Consider the following 22448-nt stretch of genomic DNA (forward strand, 5'->3'; position numbering starts at 1 on the left):
GCGCTCGGCGGCAGGCCGGATCGGTATCTGCAGCCTGCGGATGGCCTGTGCAATAATCTGCGCATGTATGCAGATATGCGGGAAGCGGCGCTCGGGAGCGAGTACGTCGACCTGGCTGCGGAGGTGTTCTCGCTGTTGTCGGACCCGACTCGGATCCGGATCGTGCTCGCCCTGGAAGCCGGTGAGCTGTCGGTGAACGAGTTGGCAGAAGGGGTGGGAAAGGCTCCGGCTGCGGTGTCGCAGCATCTGGCGAAGCTGCGCTGGGCGAAGGTGGTGCAGGCGCGTCAGGAGGGCACGCGGGTGTACTACAGCCTGATCGACGAGCACGCCGGCGAGCTGGTGCACCAGGCGCTGTTCCAGGCCGAGCACGTCATCGACTTGCGGCCCCGGCACCATCGTCCGCAGGCCGAGCTGTGACCACCGACGTCGAGGCCGGAGTGACGACCGACCACCAGCCCGAGACACTGGCCTCGCTGTGGACGCGGATCGACCGCAGCGACCTGCTGCGGGTCGCGCTGGTGGCAGGGCTGGCGGCGCTGGCCGGGGTAGCGTCGTGGCTTGCTGCGCCGTGGTGGGTGACAGCGGCGCTCGCTGCGATCGGGCTGGTGGTGGGTTGCTGGCCGATCCTGGTCGAGGCCTGGCAGGATCTGCGCTCCCGCCGGATGAGCATGGAACTCTCGATGCTGATCGCGATCCTGGCCGCCGCGCTGGTCGGCGAGTGGGTCACCGCGCTGGTGATCACTGCCTTCGTCCTGGCGGCAGAGATCCTGGAAGACCTGTCGCTGGGCCGGGGCCGGGACGCGCTGACCGACCTGATGGGCTTCCTGCCCATCCGCGTCCGGGTGCGCGAGGGCGACCGGACCCGCGAGGTTGAGCTCGACCAGGTGCAGGTCGGCGACCTGGCCGTGGTCACCCCCGGCGATCGGGTCCCGGTGGACGGTGTGGTGGTCGAGGGACGCTCCAGCCTCGACCAGTCCCGGATCACCGGTGAGTCGCTGCCGGTCGACGTCGGGGCGGGGGACGTGGTGTTCGCCGGCTCGGTGAACAGTACCGGCGCCTTGGTGGTGCGGGCCGAGCGGGTCGGTGAGGCCTCGTCCTACGGCCAGATCGTGGCGGCCGTGAAGGCTGCGCAGGAGTCGGAGGCCCCGGTGCAGCGGCTGGCCGATCGGGTGGCCGGCTGGCTGGTCTACGCCGCCCTCGCCGGTGCGCTGGTCACCTACCTGGTCACCCGTGATCTGACCGCGACGATCTCGGTGGTGATCGTGGCCGGCGCCTGCGGAGTGGCCGCCGGAACCCCGCTGGCAGTGCTGGCGGCGATTGCCCGGGTCGCCCGCCGGGGAGCCTTCGTGAAGGACGGCACCCACCTGGAGGAGCTGTCCGCCGTGGACACGGTGGTCTTCGACAAGACCGGGACCCTGACCCACGGCGAGCCGGCGGTGACGGCCGTCCGGCCCGCCAAGGGAGTAGATGAGACCGGGCTGCTGGCCGCGGTGGCGGCGGCGGAATCCCTCTCCGAGCACCCGATCGGACGGGCGATCGTCCGCCACGCCGCCGAGCGAGGCGTGCCGCTGGAACATCCCGACGATTTCGACTACCGGCCGGGCCTCGGCGTCACCGCCCGGGTGGCTGGACGCCGGGTCATCGCCGGCAACGCGATCCTGGTCCGCGACGCCGACTGGACGCCCGCCGTCGGCTCTGCCGTCCACGTCGCCATCGACGACGCCTACGCCGGCACGATCGTGCTCACCGACACCGTCCGCGACACCGCTCAGCGGGCGGTGGCCCGGCTGCAGCGACTCGGCCTGCGGATCGTGATGATGAGTGGCGACAATGCCGCGACGGCATTGGCGGTCGCCGGCCAGCTCGGCATCACCGAGATCCACTCCGACCTGCTGCCGGCCGACAAGGTGCGGCTGGTCGCGGAGTTGCGCAGCGATGGTGCGAAACTCGCGATGGTGGGCGATGGGGTGAACGACGCGCCCGCCCTGGCTGGCGCCGATGTCGGGATCGCGATGGGCACCGGCACCCACATCGCCCGGGAGACCGCCGACGTGGTGCTGATCAGCTCCCGCCTCACCGATCTGGCCGACACCATCGAGACCGCCCGGCGGGCTCGGCGGATCGTCTTCACCAACTTCGCCGGCACCATCGCCATCGACCTGGTCGGCATGGCGCTGGCAGCGGCCGGGATCCTCGGGCCGCTGCTGGCCGCCGTTGTGCACGTCGGCAGCGAATCGGCCTTCATCCTCAACTCCGCCCGGCTCATCCCACGCCGCGATCACTCCCGGGAGCTCCATGCCTGACGCCCCACCTGCCGACAGCCCGCTGCGGCGCTGCATGCGCGGCCTGGCCCACCTGATGCCCGCCCGCGCCGACGGGACGAACCCCACCGCCGTGCGCGCCTTCCATCGAATGGACGCCGTTCGGGACCGACTGCGGCGACGACCGACGACGTGGCCGGTCACTGGCGGCGCGTACGCGGTCGGCGACCCGACCGGCAGCGTCGCGATCTGCGTCCTGACCAGCGACGAGCTCTACCCCGACCTCGCCCGGCTGCCCGGTGTCGCGATCGCCGGACGGGTGGTCGTCCCCAACCTCGGGATCGAGAAGATCGTCCGCAATGTCACTGCCAACCCGCACATCCGCCATCTGTTGGTCTGCGGCAAGGACTCGCCGGTCTTCCACCCGGGCGAGGCACTGCGCCAGTTGCTCGCCGACGGGGTGGACGAGCAGCGCCGGATCATCGGCGCCCGGGGTCACCTGCCCGTCCTGAGCAACCTCAGCCCAGAACAGATCGAGGCCTTTCGCGCCCAGGTGGAGCTGTCCGACCTGACCGGCCAGACCGACCCGGAACATATCGGCGAGCGCGCCCGCCAGCTCGCCGCGCGCCAGGTCGGCGCCTTCCCCGGCACGCTCGCACCGGCCCCGTCCGACGACCGGGTTGCGACGATCCTGCCCGGTGGTCGCCGCGAACCCCTGGCCTACGACCCCAACGGCTTCTTCGTCATCACGATCGACTCCGGAACCCGCCTGATCGAGGTGATGCACTACCTTCCCGACAACACCCCCGCCCACCGGATCAGCGGCCACAGCGCCGAGGCCGTGCTGTACGGGCTGCTTCGCGAGGAGCTGGTCTCCCAACTCAGCCACGCCGGCTACCTCGGCGGCGAGCTCACCAAGGCCGAGACCGCGCTACGGCTCGGGCTCGACTACCACCAGGACCGCCCGCTGCGGGCCGAGCGCTGAGGGACCGCCCACAACCACTACATCTAGGGAGTTACACCGGCGTAGTTTTACGTATATAGTGATGCACGCAGTGGTTCGACCCACCAGCCAGGCGGGTCGTCGCAAGAGGGAATCCGGTGTGAATCCGGAGCTGCCCCGCAGCGGTATGTGGGAACGAACGCCGTCATCGGCACTGGGAGCGATCCCGGGAAGCGACGGCCACTAGGTCCTGACCGGAGTTCCCGGTCACGCCCACGAGTCCGAAGACCTGCCCCTGCCGTCCCCACCCAGGGGACGCCGGTAGCGCAGCCTCGTGGGAGGGCTGGTGGCCAGCGGGAACGTCCCCGCGAACCCTCCTCTTGCAGGCGCACAGGTCAACGAGCAGGAGTGCACAGGGCAATGTCGCAGATCGCCACCCCGGAAGCCGTCATCAAGCGGGACGGCACCACCGCATCATTCGACGTCGAACGGATCAGGTCGGCGATCGCCCGGGCGGGTGCCGCCACCGGGGAGCTGGACGGTGCCGAGGCCCACCTGCTGGCCCGGCAGGTCTGCGTCCGGCTGGCCCGGCGGGGCACCCCGCCGCACGTCGAGGAGATCCAGGACGCGGTCGAGCACCTGCTGATCGACTCCGGCTACACCGCCACCGCGCGGGCCTACATCGTCTACCGCGAGCAGCACACCCGGCTGCGCGATACCCGCAATGCCATGGTGGACGTGGCCAACTCGATCAACGAGTACCTCGACCGCTCCGACTGGCGGATCAACGCCAACGCCAACCAGGGCTACTCCCTGGGCGGGCTGATCCTGAACACCTCCGGCAAGGTCACCGCCAACTACTGGCTCTCCCACATCTACCCGCCCGAGGTCGGCCAGGCCCACCGCGACGGTGACGTCCACATCCACGACCTCGACATGCTCAGCGGCTACTGCGCCGGCTGGTCACTGAAGACCCTGCTGCGCGAAGGGCTCAACGGCGTCCCCGGCAAGGTGGACGCCACCCCGGCCAAGCACCTCGGCTCGGCGGTCGGCCAGATGGTCAACTTCCTCGGCTGCCTGCAGAACGAGTGGGCCGGAGCGCAGGCGTTCAGCTCCTTCGACACCTACCTGGCGCCGTTCATCCGCAAGGACGGCCTCGGCTACGACGAGGTGAAACAGGCCATCCAGGAGCTGATCTACAACCTCAACGTCCCCTCCCGGTGGGGCACCCAGACACCGTTCACCAATCTCACCTTCGACTGGGTCTGCCCGGAGGACCTGCGCGACGAGAACCCGATCATCGGTGGCGAGGAGCTGGACTTCAGCTACGGCGACCTGCAGGCCGAGATGGACATGATCAACCGGGCCTACATCGAGGTGATGACCGCCGGCGACGCCTCCGGCCGGGTGTTCACCTTCCCGATCCCGACCTACAACATCACCGGTGACTTCGACTGGGAGTCGCCGAATGCCCAGGCGTTGTTCGAGATGACCGCCAAGTACGGCCTGCCCTACTTCCAGAACTTCCTGAACTCCGAACTGAAGCCGAACATGGTCCGCTCGATGTGCTGCCGGCTGCAGCTCGACCTGCGGGAACTGCTCAAGCGCGGCAACGGCCTGTTCGGCTCGGCCGAGCAGACCGGCTCGCTGGGCGTGGTGACGGTGAACCTGGCCCGGCTGGGCTACCTGCACGCCGGGGACGAGGCCGGGCTGATCCTGGCGTTGGACCGGCTGCTGGTGCTGGCCAAGGAGTCGCTGGAGATCAAGCGCAAGGTGATTCAGCGCTACATCGACGAGGGCCTGTTCCCCTACACCAAGCGCTACCTGGGGACGTTGCGCAACCACTTCTCCACCATCGGCGTGAACGGCATGAACGAGCTGATCCGCAACTTCACCGCGGACGCCTACGACATCACCGATGGGCGCGGTCACGCGCTGGCGGTGCGGCTGCTGGATCACGTCCGTGCCCGGATGGTGGAGTTCCAGGAGGCCACCGGCCACATGTACAACCTGGAGGCCACCCCGGCCGAGGGCACCACCTACCGGTTCGCCAAGGAGGACCGCAAGCGGTTCCCGGGGATCCTGCAGGCCGGGACGGACGCCAACCCGTACTACACCAACTCCTCCCAACTGCCGGTGGGCTTCACTGACGATCCGTTCGAGGCGCTGGAGCGGCAGGACGAGTTGCAGCGCAAGTACACCGGCGGCACCGTGCTGCACCTCTACATGTCGGAGCGGATCTCGGACGCCGCCGCCTGCCGTGAGCTGGTCCGCCGCTCGTTGACCAACTTCCGGCTGCCCTACATCACCATTACGCCCACCTTCTCGATCTGCCCCTCCCACGGCTATCTGGCCGGCGAGCAGCACACCTGCCCGACCTGTGCCGCCCAGGGCGTCGAGCAGGTCTGCGAGGTGTGGACCCGGGTGATGGGCTACCACCGTCCGGTGACCTCGTTCAACATCGGGAAGAAGGGTGAGTACGCCGAGCGGGTGCCCTTCGTCGAGTCCCGGGTTTTGGTGTGACTGTCAGCATCGGCCGCTCCCCGTCAGAAACCGGGCAGATCAGCCCAGTTGAGGACACTATCCACGCGGGTGGCCCCAGCTGCCCGGTTTCTGCGGGGACGAACGGACTGACGATCGCGGGCCTCACACCCCTCTCCAGCTGTGACTGGCCGGGAAGGTTGGTGGCGACGGTCTTCCTGCAGGGCTGTCCGTGGCGCTGCACCTACTGTCACAACCCTGCGCTGCTCGACCCGACGGCGCCCGGTCAGGTGCTCTGGCAACAGGTCTGTGACCTGCTGGGCCGCCGACGCGGATTGCTGGACGGCGTGGTGTTCTCCGGTGGCGAGCCGACCCGGCAGCCGGGTCTGCCGGCAGCGATGCGCGAGGTCCGGGCGCTGGGCCACGGTGTCGGGCTGCACACCGGGGGCGCCTATCCGACCCGGCTGGCAGCGTTGCTGCCGCTGGTGGACTGGGTGGGGCTGGACATCAAGGCGCTGCCGGAGGACTACCACCGGATTACCGGGGTCGGGGCCAGCGGGGTCAAGGCGTTCGCCAGCCTGGAACTGCTGGTGGCCAGCGGAGTTGACCACGAGGTGCGGATCACGGTGGACCCGACGGTGCACACCGCCGAGGACCTGCACCGGCTGGTGGCCGGGGTGCGGGCAGTCGGCGCCCGTCAGGTGGTGTTGCAGGAGACCAGGGCCGAGGGCACTCGCCCGTGGTACGCCGAGGCGCTGGCCGGTCGCCGACTGCGCGACGTGATCGACCCTGTGCCCGAAGGTGCGGTCGTGCGAACGGGTGGCCTCGGCGACTGGTGACGACCGCCGCCGGTCGTGTTAGGGTTCAGCAGTCCCGGTGTCACCAGCGGGACGACAAGTGAAGATCGTCGAGCCGTTGGTCGCGCCTTGCCTAACAGGGAATCCGGTGGGAATCCGGAGCTGCGAACCACAACTGTGATTGCCGACGAAGGGGCACGTGCCACTGTCCACCTGTAGTGGGTGGGTGGGAAGGCGCCCCGGAGGATGACGCAAGAGCCAGGAGACCTACCAACGGCATCGTTGAGATTTCGTTCCCGGGTTGATGGGGAATGGGTCATTTTTTGTTGCCGTGGGACGGTGCTGGTCGCGTCCGCATGGCGGCGCTGTGACGCATTCGCCGGCCTGGGGCCGGCTTTTTGCGTTATGGAGGGAGCGGTGTCGGGTTGGCAGGCCACCGGTGGCTCGCCAGGGTGGAGTCTGGTCGAGCAACGGCTGCTGCAGCCGCTGCTGGATGCGGCTCGCAGCCTGGGTTACACGCCATCGCCCAGGGACGTCCCAGGTCACTCGAAGATCGTGCGCCATTTCCACAACTGGAACAACGCCGTCGCCGCGGCAGGCCTGCCAAATCCCAACGATCCCGAACAGCACAGACTGCGTGCGCAGTACCGGCGTGAGCGCAGGGCGCGACGCGACGGGGAGCCGACCAACTCGTCACCGGACGGCGACCGGAACAACTGAGTCTTCCTCCCGCTGCGGGAGGTGCAGGAAAGGAAAGAGATGCTGGGAGCGGATGCGTCCGGGCGGAACAGTCGGATGGCAAACATGGGGGTTCGCCTGGTGGCGATGCTCGCGGGACTGGCGTTGGTGCTGGGGATCGCTCCGGCAACCGCCCTGGCAGCGGACGGGATCACTGTCTACGTCACGTTCGAGGGCTACAACCTCGGGCAGGGCTACTACGTCCCGCCGACGAAGCTGACCGCCGCGCAGGATGAGACTGCCGCCCAAGCGGCTCTGGCGGCACTCGATGGAGCCGGGCTGGAGGCTCAGGCCTCCGGTGATCCTGACAGCGCCGGGTTCTTCCTGAGTGGCATCGAGGGCGACGAGTCGGCCGCCGTCCACGTCCCGTCGTACATCAGCGGCCAGCCTGGTTTTGAACTGACCGACGCAAACAACGACGGCTACCTCGGCGTCGGTGACTACAACTCGATGGCGGGCTGGATGTTCACCGTCAACAACGAGGCCGCGCAGGTCGGTGCCGGTGCCGTGAAGCTCCACGACGGCGATGTCGTGCGCTGGCAGTTCACCCTCTACGGCTACGGCTGTGACCTGGGCGTACCGACTGGCTGCTGGGGTGCTGATCCGTACTACACGACAGCCGACAAGTCGGAGTTGATCCGAACCCTGCTCAACGCTGATCCCGCCAAGGCGACAGCTGACGAACTGACCCAGGCACGCCAGGTGGCGGTCGATCCGACCGCCACCCAGGCGCAGGTCACCGCGTCGATCACCGCGCTCACCACTGTGCCGGTGGTGTCGAACTACGCCCTCACAGCCCCGACCGGTGCGGCGGTCACCGTCCTGCGTCAGGTGCGGAACTACGCCCAGGAGGTGCTGGAGCCTGCTGCTGTCGAGGACAACCAGGACGGCACCACCACCCATCGTTTCCAGGTGCCCGCAGCCAACAGCACCTACACCTACCGGGTCAGCAAGGCCGGCAAGATCACCCAGTCCGGCTACGTCAGCAGCCTGTCGCCGGTGACGGTGGCCTTCCCGGACGGCGACCCCGCCGCGACCGGCACCAGCGGAACCGCCGCCGACGCCTACGACGACGCGGGCGTCCTGCTCAACATCGGGACTGACGGCCAGTTGCGGCTCGGCGCCGGCGCCAGCTTCGACCTACGGGCCTTCCGGGCACCCTGGCAGATCGTCAACAACACCATCAGCAACTACATGATCGAGCCCGACTTCCACTACACCGTGCTCAGCGGCTCCGATGTTGTGTCGATCACGCCTGATCCGAAGATCCCGGGCTGGGCCACGCTCACGGCGCTGTCCTCCGGCGAGGCGGTCGTGCGGGTGACCTTCGACGCCATCGGCGTCGGAACCGGCCGCTACGGCGCAACGAACCCGGTGCGTGCAGGTGTCTTCGCCGTCACTGTCGGTGATGATCAGGACACGTCGTTGAAGATCACCGTCCCCAAGCCCGGCGGTGCCGCCTGGGACAGCGAGTTCGACACCTGGTACTTCACCGGGGCCAAGGCCGTCGGCGCGGTGGAGGTCAGCGGTTCGCCGACCACCGTCACCGCCTGGAACCCCGCGGTCCCCGGGACGCAGACGCTGACCGGCGACGGCGAGACCTACCCGTTGAAGCTCTACCCGGGCACCAACATCGTCAAGGCGGTGAAGGGCGCGGCGGTGTCCTACAAGGTGATCCGTGCGGCGGCCGTGACCCCGGAGATCACCAATGTGACCAGCCCCGGCGTCGACCCAGCCCCGGGCGACCAGGTGAAGATCCATCTGAAGGGAGTCTTCCTGCCGGTGCCGAAGATGAGCGGCATCTACAACCCGGAGTTCTCCGGCGCGAAGGCCGTCTACACCGCGGCTGCCTCGACCGTCACCGGAACCAGCGGTCAGTACACCTTCTCGTCGGTGAACTCGCTGACCGTGACCATTCCGGAGGACGCATCGGACGGGTTCGCCCTCACCGGTGGCTATATCAAGCAGTCCCACTTCGGCTCGGCCATCGGCGAGCATCGCAAGATCACCCGCGACGGAGTTCCACCGAACCTCAACGCACCCACGGGCGACGGCAACTATGGCGTCCTGCCCAACCTCACCCTGCTCGGGTCGGTGACTCCGCCGGCCGAGGCCGACAAGTCCGCCCTCGAAACGGCGATCACCACAGCTCAGGCCGTCTCCCAGCCGGGACACACAGCGGCCTCGTGGAGTGTGTTCCAGGCTGCGCTGACCACTGCGCAGGCAGTGGCTGCGGACCCTGCGGCCGAGCAGGAGCAGGTCGACACTGCCACGACGGCACTGACCGAGGCGTTCGCCGGGCTGGCGATGAAGGGCGAGGCGCCACCGGCGCCCTCCGTCCCTGCGTCCGTGACCAAGGCGCAGCAGGCTGCCGCGGCGTGGATGGCTGCGCAGTTGGCTGACAACAAGAACGTCCTGAGCTATTCCGGTTCGACCGACTGGGGACTGACGATGGACGCGCTGTTCGCCCTGGCCGGCGCGAAGGTGGGAGGCAAGCAGATCACCGCCACCGCACACGCTCTCTACGCCTCGGGCGAGTCCTACATCGGGCCGCAGAACCAGCTGGCCAGTCGCTGGCCCTATGTCGCCAAGACCGCACTTGCCCTCGAGATTGCCGGGATCGACCCGACGGCGTTCCCGGTCGGCGGGAGCACCCGGGACCTGATCGCGGACCTGCGTTCCTCGATCCGCCCGGATGGCAGGTGGACGAATTCTGCAGACGCCTTCAAAACCTCGCTGGGCATCCTGGCGCTGTCCCGCACTGAACAGGGAGTGCCCGCGTCCGCCGTGACTGCCTACCAAGCAATGGCCTGCCTAGATACATCCAATGCGAACTTCGGGTCCTTTGGCTATCTGTCGGGCTGCTCGGGTGCCGATGTCGATACGACAGCGATGGCCGTCCAGGCGTTGCTGGCCGCCGGCGTGAGCGCGTCCGACCCGTCAGTGAGCAATGCGGTGGCCTGGCTTGGCAAACAGCAGGACAAGGACGGCAGCTTCCCCTCGCCCTGGGGCCCGGGGAACACCAACTCCGGTGGCTTGGCCGGGCAGGCGTTGTTCGGCGCCGGAAAGACCAGTGACGCCCTGGCCTCAGCTGCGTTCGTCCAGAGCCTGCAGCTCAGTTGCACGACGGCCGCCGACGAGAAGGTCACCGATGCTGCGGTCGTGAAGTCCCTGAAGGCCGCCACCGGTGCGATCGCCTACAACGCCGACGGCTGGTCGGAGGCGCTGGAGTACGGACTGGACGCCACCAACATCGACCAGTGGCGGCGCGCCACCGCGCAGGCGATCCTCGGCCTGGGTTCGCCCACGCTGGGCTTCGTGTCCGCGGCCGGGGTCTCACCGTCGACTCCGTCGGTGGTCTGCCCGGCGCCGGTACCCCAGGTGCCACAGAGCGCGGTCAAGGCCGTCGTCACGGTCCCGGTCGCCGGCGACACGATCACGCCCGGCACGGTGCTGGGTTCGGGTTCGGTGGCCTCTGGCTACCAGACTGGTTATCAGTGGCTGCGGGACGGTCAGCCCATCGCCAAGGCGACCGGCAAGACCTACACGGTGGTCGCCGCCGACCAGGGCCACAAGCTCTCGGTGCGAGTGACAGTGTCGAAGACCGGCTACACGTCCCGGACGGTCACCTCTGCTGCGGTGAGCGTGCCGAAATCGACGGTCGCCTTCACTGCGACGTTCTCCGGGTCGCTGAAGGCCGGCAAGACGCTGAAGTCGGCCACAGCGCCCAAGGGGGTGAAGTTCAGCTATCAGTGGCTGCGCGACGGCAAGAAGGTGGTCGGCAAGAAGTCCAGCTACACCCTGGTCGCCGCCGATGCCGGGCACGCCATTCAGCTGAGGATCACCGCTACCGGGTCGAAAGCCACCAAGACCGTCAAGACCACTGCCGCGAAGCTCGTGGCGAAGCTGCCACCGAAGGTCTCGGTCAAGCTTGCCAAGTCGACGGTCAAGCCGACCAGCCGGGCGGTCGTGAAGATCACTGTCTCGGTGAAGGGTCTCAAGCCCGGCGGAAAGGTCCAGGTCACCTACGGGTCGAAGAAGGTCACCGCCACAGTGAAGAAGGGCAAGGCCACGGTAAAGCTGCCGAAGCTGAAGAAGGGCAGCTACAAGCTGAAAGTGAAGTACCTTGGCAGCACTGAGCTGAAGGCGAAGTCTGCCAAGACGGTGACCCTGAAAGTGAAGTGACCCGATGCGGGTCCCGATGGGGCTGGCTGCCAGCCGGACCGCGGTCCAGCTCGGCGGCTGCCTCCTCGCAGCCCTGTTCGGCGTGGCCGCGGCGGCTCAGTCCGCTGGGGCCACGCCGAACCCTGCGATGGTTCCGATGGCCGCCGGTCGGGACGGGGTCTGCACCACCGCCGACCAGAACGCAGTGACGGTGGTGATCGACTACCAGAACCTCGGGGGCGGCATCAAGAAGTACTGTGCCAGCAACCTTCCGAAGGGTGCTGTCGGCATGGACGCGCTCAAGGCTGTGGGGGTTGGTACCGCAGGAACCACCCATGACGGGACTGCTTTCGTCTGCCGGATCAACGGCCGTCCGGCCGCCAAGGAGTCGATCACGATCCCGGGCGAATCCGAGTATCACGAGCACTGTGTCAACACACCCCCGGCCACCGCCTACTGGTCGTACTGGTGGGCCAAGCCGGGCGGCTCCTGGGTCTACAGCGACAAGGGCGTCCTCTCCCACCGCGTGGTGATCGGCGGCTATGAGGGCTGGTCATTCTCCAACGATCCCGACGGTGGCTATGGCGGCAAGAACCCGGCGCCCGGACTGAAACCGGTCGCCTGGCAGGACCCGCCGAAGCCGAGTACGCCCAAGCCCGCCCCGACCCGGTCGAAATCGCCTTCGCCCCAGCCGGTCAAACCCAAGCCGACAGGTTCCAGCAAGCCTCAACCGAGCCAGTCGAGCAAGCCTGCGCCGATCCGCTCCGCGTCTGTCACCCCGTCGGCGACGGCTACGCCGTCGGCCACTCCGGGGCCGAACTCGCCGGTGCCCACAGAATCGGAGTCCGCGACCTGGTCCGGGACGGCGGTTCCCGCATCGCCCACGCCGGGCCAGACTGCCGCGGAAGCCTCGCCCCCACCGCCTTCGATGCCTGCCGGTGAAGATCCTGCCGCGCTGCAGTCCGGCTCGGGACCAGGGGCCGAGCTGATGATCGGCGGCGCTCTCGTGGTGGCGGTGGCCGGTACGGCCATCGGGGTGGCGGTGCGCTCCCGCCGCAACCGATGAGCCCGGTCGGCCGGACGGCCGCCGCGTTGCGCCGCTACCGCCACCCCCGACAACTGCATCCGGGGGCGTGGTGGCTCTGGGCGATCGGAATGGCAGTGGCCTGTACCAGCACTACCAATCCCGTCCTGCTGGCGTTGATGGTCGCCCTGGTCTCACTGGTGGTCGTCGTCCGCCGGCCCGACGCGCCGTGGGCGATGTCGTTCGGGATGTACCTCTGGCTGGGCCTGTTCATCCTGATTGTGCGGACCGGCTTCCGGATCGTGTTCTCCGGTGACGGCCCGACCGTCCTGTTCACGATCCCGTTCCCCCAGCCGCCGGACTGGATCGCCGACCAGGGCGGACGGCTGTTCGGACCGGTGTCGGCCGAGGCCCTGCTCAGTGGCCTCTACGACGGCGTCCGACTGGCGGCGATGGTGATCTGCGTCGGAGCGGCAAACTCGCTGGCCAATGCCAAGAGAATGCTGGCTGCCGTCCCGCCTGCCTTCTACGAACTGGGAACGGTCATCGTGGTGGCGGTGTCGGTGTTTCCACAACTGGCCGAGTCGGTGCGCCGGGTCACTCGGGCTCGGCAGTTGCGCGCGGACGGCAGCAGCCGCCGGCACTGGCTGAGACAGGTGATGATGCCGGTCTTCGTGGATGCGCTCGACCGGTCGATCCTGTTGGCGGCATCCATGGACTCGCGGGGGTATGGGCGGCGGACAGTTCAATCCGTGGCCTTCCGGAGAGTCACCTCGGGTCTGCTGGTTCTGGCGGTGCTGCTGCTCTGCGTGGCGGCCTATGCGCTGTTCGACCCGGCTTCCTTCGGCGGCCTGGGACGGCAGTTGCTCGTCGGAGCGCTCGCCGCCGCGGCGGCAGCGATGTTCCTGGCGGGGCGCAGATCGCAACACACCCGCTATCGGCCGGATCGCTGGCACCTCGCCGAGACCCTGGTGGCGGCCTGCGGGGTCGCCACCGCCGCCGGTTTCAGACAGTTGGTCGTCAGTGAGCCTGAGACCCTCTACCCATCCATCTTCCCGCTGGAATGGCCGGTGGTGACCGTGCCGGCCCTGCTGCTCTGCCTGGTCGGGGCGCTGCCCGTCCTGCTGGCCCCGCCGGTCGCCGGGGTTTCACAGCCCCAGGGAAGAGTGGCGGTCGCTGACCGTCCCGCAGCACTCAGCCTGAGGCTCACCGGGACGCCATGATCTGGTTCGACCACGTCACCATCACCTACAGCGGGGCCACCGAGCCAGCGCTGCGCGACGTCTGCCTGCGGGTGGAGGAGGGGGAGTTCGCGCTGGTCGCCGGGCGGACCGGGACGGGGAAGTCGACCCTGTTGGGGGCCGTCAACGGTCATGTCCCGCAGTTCACCGGTGGCACCCTGGCTGGCCGGGTGGAGGTGGCAGGACTCGACACCCGGGAGTTTCCGCCGCGCGATCTCGCCCACCTGGTCGGACGAGTTGGCCAGGACCCCCTGGCGGGATTCGTCTCCGACACCGTCGAGCAGGAACTCGCCTACGGCATGGAACAACTCGGTGTGGCGCCGCGGCGGATGCGCACCCGGGTGGAGGAGACCCTCGACCTGCTCGGCATCGCCGACCTGCGTGACCGTCCGCTGCTCTCGCTGTCGGGCGGCCAGCAGCAGCGGGTGGCGATCGGTGCGGTGCTGGCGGCCGGCGCCCGCCTCCTGGTGCTGGACGAACCGACCAGCGCCCTCGACCCGACCTCGGCTGAGGAGGTGCTCGCGGCACTGCTGCGCCTGGTCCACGATCTCGGAGTGACGGTGCTGATCGCCGAACACCGGTTGGAACGGGTGCTGGAATACGCCGACCGGCTGGTGCTGCTGCCCGGGGACGGAAAGGTGGAGGTCGGCGAGCCGGTCGAACTGATCGCCGGGGCGCCGATCGCACCGCCGGTCGTCCAGTTGGGGGAGTCGCTGGGTTGGCGCCCGCTGCCGTCCTCGGTGCGTGAGGCCAGACGGTTCGCGCCGCCGCTGCGGGAGTCGCTGCGTGGGGTGGATCCCGACAGCCTGCCGCGGCAGCCGGGCGGGCCGACGACTGCCAACGCCCCCTCGGGCGGGCTGACAGCACACCGGATCGACGTCGAGTACGGTGCGCTGCGGGCCGTCCGTGAGGTCGATCTGGTGCTGTGCCGAGGCCAGGTCAGCGTGCTGCTGGGACGCAACGGTTCGGGCAAGTCGTCGTTGCTGTGGGCGCTGACCGGAGCGGGACGGCTGGACGGTGGTAGCTTCAGCGTCGACGGTGCCGACCTGACGGCGTCCGGGGTTGCAGAAGTCCGACGCCAGGTGCGGATGGTGCCGCAGACCGCTGCCGAGTTGCTCTATCTCGACACGGTGACAGCCGAATGTGCGCTCGCCGACCGGACGGCGAGCAAACCGGACGGAACCTGTCGTGCGATCCTGGACGCGCTGGCGACCGGCATCCCCGGCGACCGCAACCCGCGTGATCTGTCGGAGGGCCAGAAACTCAGCCTCGTCCTGGCTGTCCAACTCACCGCGGACCCCGCGGTGGTGCTGCTGGACGAGCCGACCCGCGGGCTGGACTATGTGGCCAAGGATGCTCTCGCCAGGCTCGTTCGGGACCTGGCCGGACGGGGGCGCGCGGTCTGCATCGCCACCCACGACGTGGAGTTCGCCGCCCAGGTGGCCGACCGGGCGATCGTGATGGCCACCGGTGAGGTCATCGCCCAGGGCAGTAGTCGCGAGGTACTGGCCAACTCGGCGATCTTCTCGCCGCAGGTTGCGCGGGTGTTCGCGCCGCAGGAATGGCTCACCGTCCACGAGGTGGTGGCGGGGTTGGCTGCCGCAGCCGCGCCGACGGGAGTGGGGTGGTGAGCGCGCCGGCCCGGTCGGCCCCGGCAGCGGCGGACGCTCACAGGCCGCCCATGGAACCCGCGGGCGGCGGCGACACCCAGCGCATCCGCGCGCTACCGCTCGGGCCCAGATCGGCCGCAGTGCTGACGCTGGCCTCGATCGCCGGCCTGGCGATGTTCGCCTGGCCCTTTGTTCTACCGGCCAGCCCGGCCTCGGTGCAGCACAGTCTTGACGCGCCCTACGTGTTCGTCGCGATCCTGCCGGTGCTGGTGCTGCTCATCCTGGTCCAACTCACCGAGGGCGGGATGGACGCGAAGGCCCTGGCCATGCTAGGGGTGCTGTCGGCGGTGAATGCTGCCGTCCGACCGCTCGGCGCGGGCACGAACGGCATTGAGACTGTCTTCTTCCTGCTGATTCTCTCCGGGCGGGTGCTCGGCCCGGGCTTCGGGTTCACCCTCGGCTGCACATCGCTGTTCTCCTCGGCGCTGCTCACCTCCGGGGTCGGGCCCTGGCTTCCGTTCCAGATGCTGGCCTCGGGCTGGGTGGCGCTGGGTGCGGGTCTGCTGCCTGACCGGATCTTCGGTCGGCGACTGGCTGGACGTGCGGAGTTGGCCATGCTGGCGGCCTACGGTGCGTTGTCGGCCTACCTCTTCGGCCTGATCATGAACCTGTGGTTCTGGCCCTACCTGGCCAGCGGGACCGCCGCCAACCCAGGGCTTGCCTACGTCCCCGGCGCGCCGGTGGGCGAGAACCTGACCCGGTTCTGGTGGTTCACGCTGATCAGCTCGACGGCTGTCTGGGACACTGGCCGCGCTGTGACGAATGTCTTCCTGGTACTGGTGTTGGGGACGCCCGTCCTCGGTGCGCTGCGGCGCGCAGCTCGCCGGGCAAACTTCGCGCCGATCGTACGCTACGAGGCAGTCTGACGGCGGGTGGTGCGAGGCCGGACCGATTCGCCTTGTGGAACGCCTCTCTGGCCGATCCCCTCTGGTCCCGGCACCCGGCCCAGGTGAGGACGGCTCTGATTTGAGTCAGAGATGCGCATTAGGGTGGCTGTTGCGCTGATCGACGGCTGCCGCCGATCCGGACGGGAGGGACGATGACCGCATTGCCACAGATCGGCGTCGCCGCCATGGGCGGCACCATCGCGATGGTGCGCGACCAGCGGGCGGGGCTGGTGCCCGCCCTCGGCGCAGACGACCTGGTGGCCGGTGTCCCCGAACTGCGCGGCCTGGCCCGGATCAGCGGCACGGTGATCACCAGTGTTGGCTCACCGTCGGTCAGGTTCGCCGACGTCCTGGCAGCCTGTCGCTGGGCCAGGCAGGCGGTCGACGACGGAGCCACAGGGGTGGTGGTCACCCACGGCACTGACACCCTGGAGGAGACCGCTTTCCTGCTGAACCTGTGGTGGGACCGGCCCGAACCGGTGGTGGTCACCGGGGCGATGCGTTCGCCGGGGGAGAGTGGCGCCGACGGTCCGGCCAACCTGCTGGCATCGGTGCTCACCGTGCTCTCACCGGCCTCGCGCGGGCGGGGCGTCCTGGTGGTGATGAACGACCAGGTGTTCGCCGCCGACTCGGTGACCAAGACCGGCAGCTTCGGGGTCGAGGCCTTCGCCAGCCCGCTCGGGCCGCTCGGGCGGCTGTACGAGGCCGAGGTGGAGTACGCGCTGACCCCTGCCCATCCGCGACCGCCCGCCCTGTCCATCCCGGACGGGACGGCCTGGGTGCCGATCGCCCCGACCCCGCTGGGCGAGGACTCCCGGGTGGTGGAGGCGCTGCTGGCGGCCGGTGCCGACGCGCTGGTGCTCGACGGGGTGGGGGCGGGCCACGTCCCCCAGATCATGGTGGACGCGGTGGAACGCGCCGCGCAGGCGGTGCCGGTCGTGATGGCGTCCCGCACCCGTGGTGGCCGCACCGGCCGCACCACCTACGGCTACCCCGGCGCGGAGATCGACCTGATCCGGCGCGGGGTGCTGATGACGGGCCGGCTGACGGCGATCCAGGCCCGGCTGCTGCTGTGGTCGCTGGTCGCCTCCGGCGTCGGTGACCGGGAAGTCATCCGGGCGGAGTTCGAGCGCCGCGGACGCTGAGTGGCGGCGGAGCCTGCCACAATCCGGGCGGAGGAGGGCAGGCGGGTGCTGAGGCGCGCTCGGGTGCCCTGTGTTCCCCGGTTTTGGCGGGGCGGGACAGCGTGGCGACCGCGCGGTGTGCCGTGGACGATCCCGACAACCGTCTCGGTCTGCGGTGCCTCCTGGCTGCGGCGGAAGGTGGGCCCGAACTTCCGGGTTACGGACGAGGCGGGGTGAACCGCCGCAGCCGCATCGAGTTGGTCACCACGAAAATGCTCGACAGCGACATCGCCAGCCCGGCGATCAGCGGGTTCAGGTAGCCCAGCGCGGCCAGCGGAATGGCCGCCACGTTGTAGCCGAACGCCCAGACCAGGTTCCCACGGATGGTGCGCAGCGTCCGGCGGGCCAGCCCGATGGCGTCCGGGATGACGTCCAGGCTGCGCCGCACCAGGATGATGTCGGCGGACTTCATCGCCACATCGGTGCCACTGACCACCGCCATGCCGAGATTCGCGGTCGCCAGCGCGGCGGCGTCGTTGATCCCATCGCCGACCATCGCCACCCGGCGTCCCTGCTGCTGCAGGTGCCCGACTGCGGCGGCTTTCTCGGCCGGCAGTACCTCGGCGATCACCTCGTCCACGCCGACCTGCTGGCCGATCAACTCGGCCGGGCCCTGCCGGTCACCGGTGAGCAGGACGGTGTGCAGGCCCAACTCGCGGAGCCGGGCGACCGCGTCCGGGGCCGAGTCCTTGAGGACGTCGGAGATCTCGAAGGCGCCGACGAGTTCGGCCGGTCGGGCCCCGGTGGGCTCGACCGGCGGTAGTGCGCGCGGTTCGGCCAGTGGGAGCGACCGGGTTGCGAGGGGTTCGACCAGTGATGGTGCGGAAGGTTCGACCAATGATGGTGCGGACGGTTCCACCGGCGGGAACGCCGAGGGCTCGACCGTCTGGGGTGCCGCGGAGCCGACAGCTTGGGGTGCCGCGGGGCCGACCGCCAGCAGGACGGCCGTCCGTCCAGCCTCGGCGGCTGCCGCCACGGCCGCCCGTGCGCTGGTGGGGACGATCAGCCCGCGGGCCTCCATCAGCTCGAGACTGCCGATCACCACCTCCCAGGCCCGGGAACCGTCCCCTGGCTCAACCTGGGCCGGAGAACCGTCCCCTGGCCCGACCAGGCCGCGGACGCCGTGCCCGGGCAGGGCGGTCACCTCGCCGGCCGCAGCGGGCTCGATGCCGCGGGCCTGCGCCGCGGCCACCAGGGCTGCCGCCACCGGGTGCTCGGAGTGCTGCTCGACGGCAGCGGCCAGCGCCAGCACCTCCTCCTCGGACCTGCCGAAGGCATGGACGGCGGTGAGCGTCATGGTGCCGGTGGTCAGGGTGCCGGTCTTGTCCAGCACCACGGTGTCGATCTCGCCGGAGGACTCCAACGCACCCGGCCCCTTGATCAGGATGCCGAGCTGGCCGCCGCGTCCGACCCCGACCAGCAGGGCGGTGGGAGTGGCCAGCCCGAGCGCGCACGGACAGGCGATGATCAGCACCGACATGGCGGCGTTGAACGCGGGACGCGCGCCGCCGCCAGCCAGCAGCCAGACCACCAGGGTCGCCACGGCGATCCCCAGCACCGCCGGGACGAACCAGGCCACCACCTTGTCGACCAGGGTCTGGACGGACGCCTTGCGGGCCTGGGCCTGCTCGGCCATCACCGCCAGCTGGGCGAGCTGGGTGTGGGCGCCCACCTTCTCCGCCTCCACCACCAGGGCGCCGGTGGTGTTCGTGGTGCCGCCCAGCACGCGCGAGCCCGCGGCCACCTCGACCGGCTCGGGCTCGCCGGTCATCGCCGAGGCGTCGATCGCGGACGCGCCGGCAAGCACCCGACCGTCGGTGGCGATCCGCTCCCCCGGACGGACGACGAACCGCTCGCCGACCGCCAGCGTGCCGATCGGCACCACCTGCTCGACGCCGTCGCGGATCACCCGCACCGAGGTCGGCGCCAGCCGTCCCAGCGCGGTCAGCACGCCGCGGGCCGAGCGCTTCGAGCGGGCCTCCACGTAGCGGCCGGCCAGCAGGAAGGTGGTCACTCCCGCCGCGGCCTCCAGGTAGAGGCTGTCGGCCCCGCCGGGGACGTTGCCCCAGCCGAACCAGTAGGTGCTCTCGCCGGTTCCGCCGATGATCGTGGCCACCACCGACCAGGTGAAGGACGCCAGCACCCCCAGCGACACCAGGGTGTCCATGCTGGTCGCCCCGTGGCGCAGGTTGCGCCAGGCGGCGCGGTGGAACGGCCAGGCGCACCAGAAGACCACCGGCAGCGCGGCGACGATCAGCACCCACTGCCAGCCCGGGAAGCGCATCTGCGGCGCCAGCGCCAGCGCGATCGCCGCATCGCCCAGCGGGATGGTGATCAGGGCGGCCACGATCAGCCGGTTGCGCAGCAGCTTCACCCGATCGCCGTAGCCGTCGGACTCCTCCCCGTCGGTCACCGGACGGGCGTCGTACCCGGCAGCGCGGACCGCGTCCACCACCTCGCCGGCCCGCTCGGACGCCAGCCCGGTCACCACTGCGCGTTCGGTGGCGTAGTTCACCGTCGCGCGGACGCCCTCGATCTTGTTTAGCTTGCGTTCGATCCGGTTCGCGCAGGCGGCGCAGGTCATCCCGGAGACGTCCAGCTCGATGCGCTGGTCGAGAGCGCTGACAGTCTGGGTGTCCTGGCTCACCGGTGGTCACCTCCTGAGGGCCGCAGCCGCTGCTCACGCCGGTCACGCTCTGCCAGTTCGGCCAGCATCTCGTTGTACGCCGCGAGTTCGTCCTCGCCGCCGGCGTCCACCAGTTGGTCGTCCCGCACGGCCTTGCGGGAGTCGCTGCGGAACCACTGTGCGACCAGCGCCAGCACCGCGACGAAGGCAGGGATCTCCCCGGTGAACCAGGTGATCTGCCCGGCGATGTTCTGGTCGGCCAGCAGGTCGCCCACCCAGGTGATGTCGATCGTGCGGTAGAAGTTCTCGCCGATCACCGTGTGGGCGGTCATGATGCCGACCGCGAAGATGGCGTGGAAGGGCATCACCGACACCAGCAGGGCGAACTTCACCAGGTGCGGCAGCGGCCACGGATGCCGGTCGGGGCCGACCAGCAGCGCGAAGAACGCATACCCGGCTGCCATGAAGTACAGCAGCATCAACTGGTGGGCCCAGTGGTAGCGCATCAGCCACTCGAACAGCGGGGTGAAGTAGACCGCGAACAGCGAGGAGACGTACACCACCCAGACCACCGGCGGGCTCAGCAGCACCCGCACCACCCGATTCGCACTCAGTTCGTCCAGCAGCCCCGTCCCCCCTACCGTTTGTGCGGAGTTGAGCGGGGAAAGGGAGCTCTCTTTTCCGGCGGAAGTCCGCACAAACGGTGGGGGGAGGGCTTCCCGGGCCAGGGTGAAGGGGGCGCCGAGGACGCAGAGGACGGGAACCATCATGTTCACCGTCATGTGGACGAGCATGTGCCAGTTGTAGACGGCGGTGGAGTACATCCACAGTCCGCTGACCGCGAGGTAGCCGGTCAGCAGCCAGCCACCCAGCCACCACAGCAGCCGGGAGACTGGCCAGCGTCCGCCGCTGCGGTGCACCTTCACCATCCCGGCCAGGTAGCTGCCGATGGCGATGACGACCAGGGTCAGCCACAGCAGGTTCGGTCGCCCCAACCCGGCGAGCCGTTCCAGGGTGGCCGGCAGGTTGACCTCGTAGCCCAGGTAGTTCACCTGGGCCGACTGCGGCACCTCGAACCGCGGCGGCGGAAGATGGACGGCGGCGGTCAGGCAGGCGGCCAGGCCGATCAGCCCGACCAGATCGCGTCCCACTGAGGCCACCAGCCGCGCAGGTGTGACCGCTTCTCGGCGGGCGACCAGCTGCCGCCAGCACCAGTTGAGCACCAGCAGGACGAGCAGCCCCCCGCCGGCCGCCACGGGCACCCCGGCGGCGACCGAGAGCAGCGGTACGCCCGCGAGTTGCTGCCAGGCCGCCACCGCGTAGCCGACGCCCGCGACCACCAGCAGCGGGAGCGCGGCCCGATGGTAGCGATGGACGTCCGCGCCGATCGCCTCGGGGGCGGTGGACGCGACCGCCACCACCCCGACAGCACCACCGGCCAGGACGGTGGCACACACCGTCGCGATCCCCATCGCGTCGGTGGCGAAGTCGTGGTCGAGCCCTACCGAGACATTGCCGGTCACCGCGACGAACACTGTCGCCCCGGTGCCGGCCAGCCAGGCCAGTGCCGCCGCCGAGCGGGACGCCGGCCGGTAGGCGACCACCACCGCTGCCAGCGCCGCGAGTGCGCTGATCAGCCAGGCCAGGGTGCTGGGGGTGGAGCTCAGGAAGGTCCACCAGGCGTCCGGCCGCAGGGTGTAGCCCAGCGGCAGGCCGTAGACGAAGGCCGGGTTGGCGAAGGTCATCAGCAGCGCGGAGACCAGCCAGAGTTGGGCCGTCCGGCCGCCCCAGCGCGGAAGGCTACCGGTGCCGGCGGGCAGGAAAACAGCCCGCCCGGCCAACCAGCCCAGGGTGGCCAGGCCGGCCAACCGGGCGACCAGGTCGCCCAGCAGCGAGACCAGGCCGGTGAACGGATCGGCGTCGGGCCGTCCGGGCAAAGCAGGCAACCCGGCCAATACGGAGGCCACCACGCCGGTCGCGGCGACTGCCACGCCGACCGCCAGCCAGATGCTCCAGGTGGTCGCGAGTGAGGGGACACGACGCACGGTCGTGTCCGGCAGTTGATCGGTGGTCGCGGCCATCACCCCACGCAGTTGTGCTCGTAGCTGACGTGCGGTGAGTCTATCCCGCGGCCCCGCTGGCTACCCCTGCTGCTCGGGGGCGGGTGGGGTCACGTTCAGGCTCACCCAGCTGGTCGCCGCCGGTGGCTCGGGCTCCGGCTTCGGTGCCGGACGGGGGCCGTCCCCCGGGGTGACCGGGCGGACGGGTTCGCCCATGGCGGCCCGCAACGCCTCGGCGATGGCGTTGCCCCTGGCCGGGTCGTACTTGCGGATTTCAGCCATGCCATCATCGTAGGACGCCGGGCTGTGGTTCGACTGTGATCAGGTCGCTTGGCTGGGGTCTGGCTGTGATCAGGACGCCGGGCTGTGGCC

14 protein-coding genes, 1 pseudogene and 2 riboswitches are annotated in these 22448 nt (G+C 69.6%); of the genes and pseudogenes, 12 read left to right on the forward strand and 3 right to left on the reverse strand.

Going from position 1 to position 22448, the window contains the following annotated elements; genetic code table 11:
* Positions 1 to 63 precede the first annotated feature (63 nt).
* The 12 genes from VB080_RS05430 (at position 64) to VB080_RS05485 (ending at position 17351) form a co-directional block, all read left to right on the forward strand.
* Entirely contained in the window at positions 64 to 417 is a 354-nt protein-coding gene (locus tag VB080_RS05430) for a metalloregulator ArsR/SmtB family transcription factor (protein ID WP_323417418.1), read from the forward strand.
* Complete coding sequence (locus VB080_RS05435; protein WP_323417419.1) at positions 414 to 2303, forward strand: cation-translocating P-type ATPase; 1890 nt, start codon at positions 414 to 416, stop codon at positions 2301 to 2303. Before VB080_RS05430 ends, VB080_RS05435 begins: the two co-directional genes overlap by 4 nt.
* On the forward strand, positions 2296 to 3246 hold the full coding sequence (locus tag VB080_RS05440; RefSeq protein WP_323417420.1) for a hypothetical protein: 951 nt from the start codon (positions 2296 to 2298) through the stop codon (positions 3244 to 3246). Before VB080_RS05435 ends, VB080_RS05440 begins: the two co-directional genes overlap by 8 nt.
* A gap of 54 nt (positions 3247 to 3300) precedes the next feature.
* Positions 3301 to 3516, forward strand: a riboswitch (cobalamin riboswitch).
* Positions 3517 to 3624: 108 nt separating this feature from the next.
* Positions 3625 to 5727: a ribonucleoside triphosphate reductase gene (locus VB080_RS05445; RefSeq protein WP_323417421.1), complete on the forward strand. Its 2103-nt coding sequence runs from the start codon at positions 3625 to 3627 to the stop codon at positions 5725 to 5727.
* Complete coding sequence (locus VB080_RS05450) at positions 5724 to 6524, forward strand: anaerobic ribonucleoside-triphosphate reductase activating protein (protein ID WP_323417422.1); 801 nt, start codon at positions 5724 to 5726, stop codon at positions 6522 to 6524. Before VB080_RS05445 ends, VB080_RS05450 begins: the two co-directional genes overlap by 4 nt.
* A gap of 60 nt (positions 6525 to 6584) precedes the next feature.
* Positions 6585 to 6772: riboswitch (cobalamin riboswitch) on the forward strand.
* 49 nt (positions 6773 to 6821) lie between these two features.
* Positions 6822 to 7202, forward strand: coding sequence for a homing endonuclease associated repeat-containing protein (locus VB080_RS05455; RefSeq protein ID WP_323417423.1), 381 nt, complete (start codon positions 6822 to 6824; stop codon positions 7200 to 7202).
* Positions 7203 to 7286: 84 nt separating this feature from the next.
* The gene (locus VB080_RS05460) at positions 7287 to 11405 is read left to right on the forward strand and encodes a DUF4430 domain-containing protein (protein ID WP_323417424.1); all 4119 of its coding nucleotides are present in this window, start codon (positions 7287 to 7289) and stop codon (positions 11403 to 11405) included.
* A gap of 4 nt (positions 11406 to 11409) precedes the next feature.
* Entirely contained in the window at positions 11410 to 12450 is a 1041-nt protein-coding gene (locus tag VB080_RS05465; protein WP_323417425.1) for a hypothetical protein, read from the forward strand.
* On the forward strand, positions 12447 to 13631 hold the full coding sequence (locus VB080_RS05470; RefSeq protein WP_323417426.1) for an energy-coupling factor transporter transmembrane component T: 1185 nt from the start codon (positions 12447 to 12449) through the stop codon (positions 13629 to 13631). The genes VB080_RS05465 and VB080_RS05470 overlap by 4 nt, the downstream gene beginning before the upstream one ends.
* On the forward strand, positions 13628 to 15280 hold the full coding sequence (locus VB080_RS05475; protein ID WP_323417427.1) for an ABC transporter ATP-binding protein: 1653 nt from the start codon (positions 13628 to 13630) through the stop codon (positions 15278 to 15280). The genes VB080_RS05470 and VB080_RS05475 overlap by 4 nt, the downstream gene beginning before the upstream one ends.
* Before the next feature lie 50 nt (positions 15281 to 15330).
* Positions 15331 to 16185, forward strand: coding sequence for an ECF transporter S component (locus VB080_RS05480; RefSeq protein ID WP_323417428.1), 855 nt, complete (start codon positions 15331 to 15333; stop codon positions 16183 to 16185).
* 173 nt (positions 16186 to 16358) lie between these two features.
* Positions 16359 to 17351, forward strand: a complete 993-nt coding sequence (locus tag VB080_RS05485; protein ID WP_323417429.1) for an asparaginase — start codon at positions 16359 to 16361, stop codon at positions 17349 to 17351.
* A gap of 196 nt (positions 17352 to 17547) precedes the next feature.
* On the opposite strand, the pseudogene VB080_RS05490 reads toward VB080_RS05485, so the two are convergent.
* From VB080_RS05490 to VB080_RS05500, 3 genes and pseudogenes are all read right to left on the reverse strand, one after another.
* Positions 17548 to 19986 (reverse strand): annotated as a pseudogene (locus tag VB080_RS05490) (heavy metal translocating P-type ATPase); the annotation flags it as partial.
* Between the two features lie 47 nt (positions 19987 to 20033).
* Positions 20034 to 22097 carry a cytochrome c oxidase assembly protein gene (locus VB080_RS05495; protein WP_323417431.1) on the reverse strand — a complete coding sequence of 688 codons (2064 nt, stop codon included), beginning with the start codon at positions 22095 to 22097 and terminating at the stop codon, positions 20034 to 20036.
* Between the two features lie 60 nt (positions 22098 to 22157).
* On the reverse strand, positions 22158 to 22358 hold the full coding sequence (locus VB080_RS05500) for a hypothetical protein (protein ID WP_323417432.1): 201 nt from the start codon (positions 22356 to 22358) through the stop codon (positions 22158 to 22160).
* Positions 22359 to 22448 lie beyond the last annotated feature (90 nt).

This window comes from Propionicimonas sp. (assembly GCF_034927565.1).
Lineage (GTDB): Bacteria > Actinomycetota > Actinomycetes > Propionibacteriales > Propionibacteriaceae > Propionicimonas.

Excerpts from the sequence above, each read along its gene's own strand:
- VB080_RS05430 (WP_323417418.1), top strand. The coding sequence starts at position 64 with ATGTATGCAGATATGCGGGAAGCGGCGCTCGGGAGCGAGTACGTCGAC.
- VB080_RS05440 (WP_323417420.1), top strand. The coding sequence starts at position 2,296 with ATGCCTGACGCCCCACCTGCCGACAGCCCGCTGCGGCGCTGCATGCGC.
- VB080_RS05445 (WP_323417421.1), top strand. The coding sequence starts at position 3,625 with ATGTCGCAGATCGCCACCCCGGAAGCCGTCATCAAGCGGGACGGCACC.
- VB080_RS05460 (WP_323417424.1), top strand. The coding sequence starts at position 7,287 with ATGGGGGTTCGCCTGGTGGCGATGCTCGCGGGACTGGCGTTGGTGCTG.
- VB080_RS05465 (WP_323417425.1), top strand. The coding sequence starts at position 11,410 with ATGCGGGTCCCGATGGGGCTGGCTGCCAGCCGGACCGCGGTCCAGCTC.
- VB080_RS05470 (WP_323417426.1), top strand. The coding sequence starts at position 12,447 with ATGAGCCCGGTCGGCCGGACGGCCGCCGCGTTGCGCCGCTACCGCCAC.
- VB080_RS05475 (WP_323417427.1), top strand. The coding sequence starts at position 13,628 with ATGATCTGGTTCGACCACGTCACCATCACCTACAGCGGGGCCACCGAG.
- VB080_RS05480 (WP_323417428.1), top strand. The coding sequence starts at position 15,331 with ATGGAACCCGCGGGCGGCGGCGACACCCAGCGCATCCGCGCGCTACCG.
- VB080_RS05485 (WP_323417429.1), top strand. The coding sequence starts at position 16,359 with ATGACCGCATTGCCACAGATCGGCGTCGCCGCCATGGGCGGCACCATC.
- VB080_RS05495 (WP_323417431.1), bottom strand. The coding sequence starts at position 22,097 with ATGGCCGCGACCACCGATCAACTGCCGGACACGACCGTGCGTCGTGTC.
- VB080_RS05500 (WP_323417432.1), bottom strand. The coding sequence starts at position 22,358 with ATGGCTGAAATCCGCAAGTACGACCCGGCCAGGGGCAACGCCATCGCC.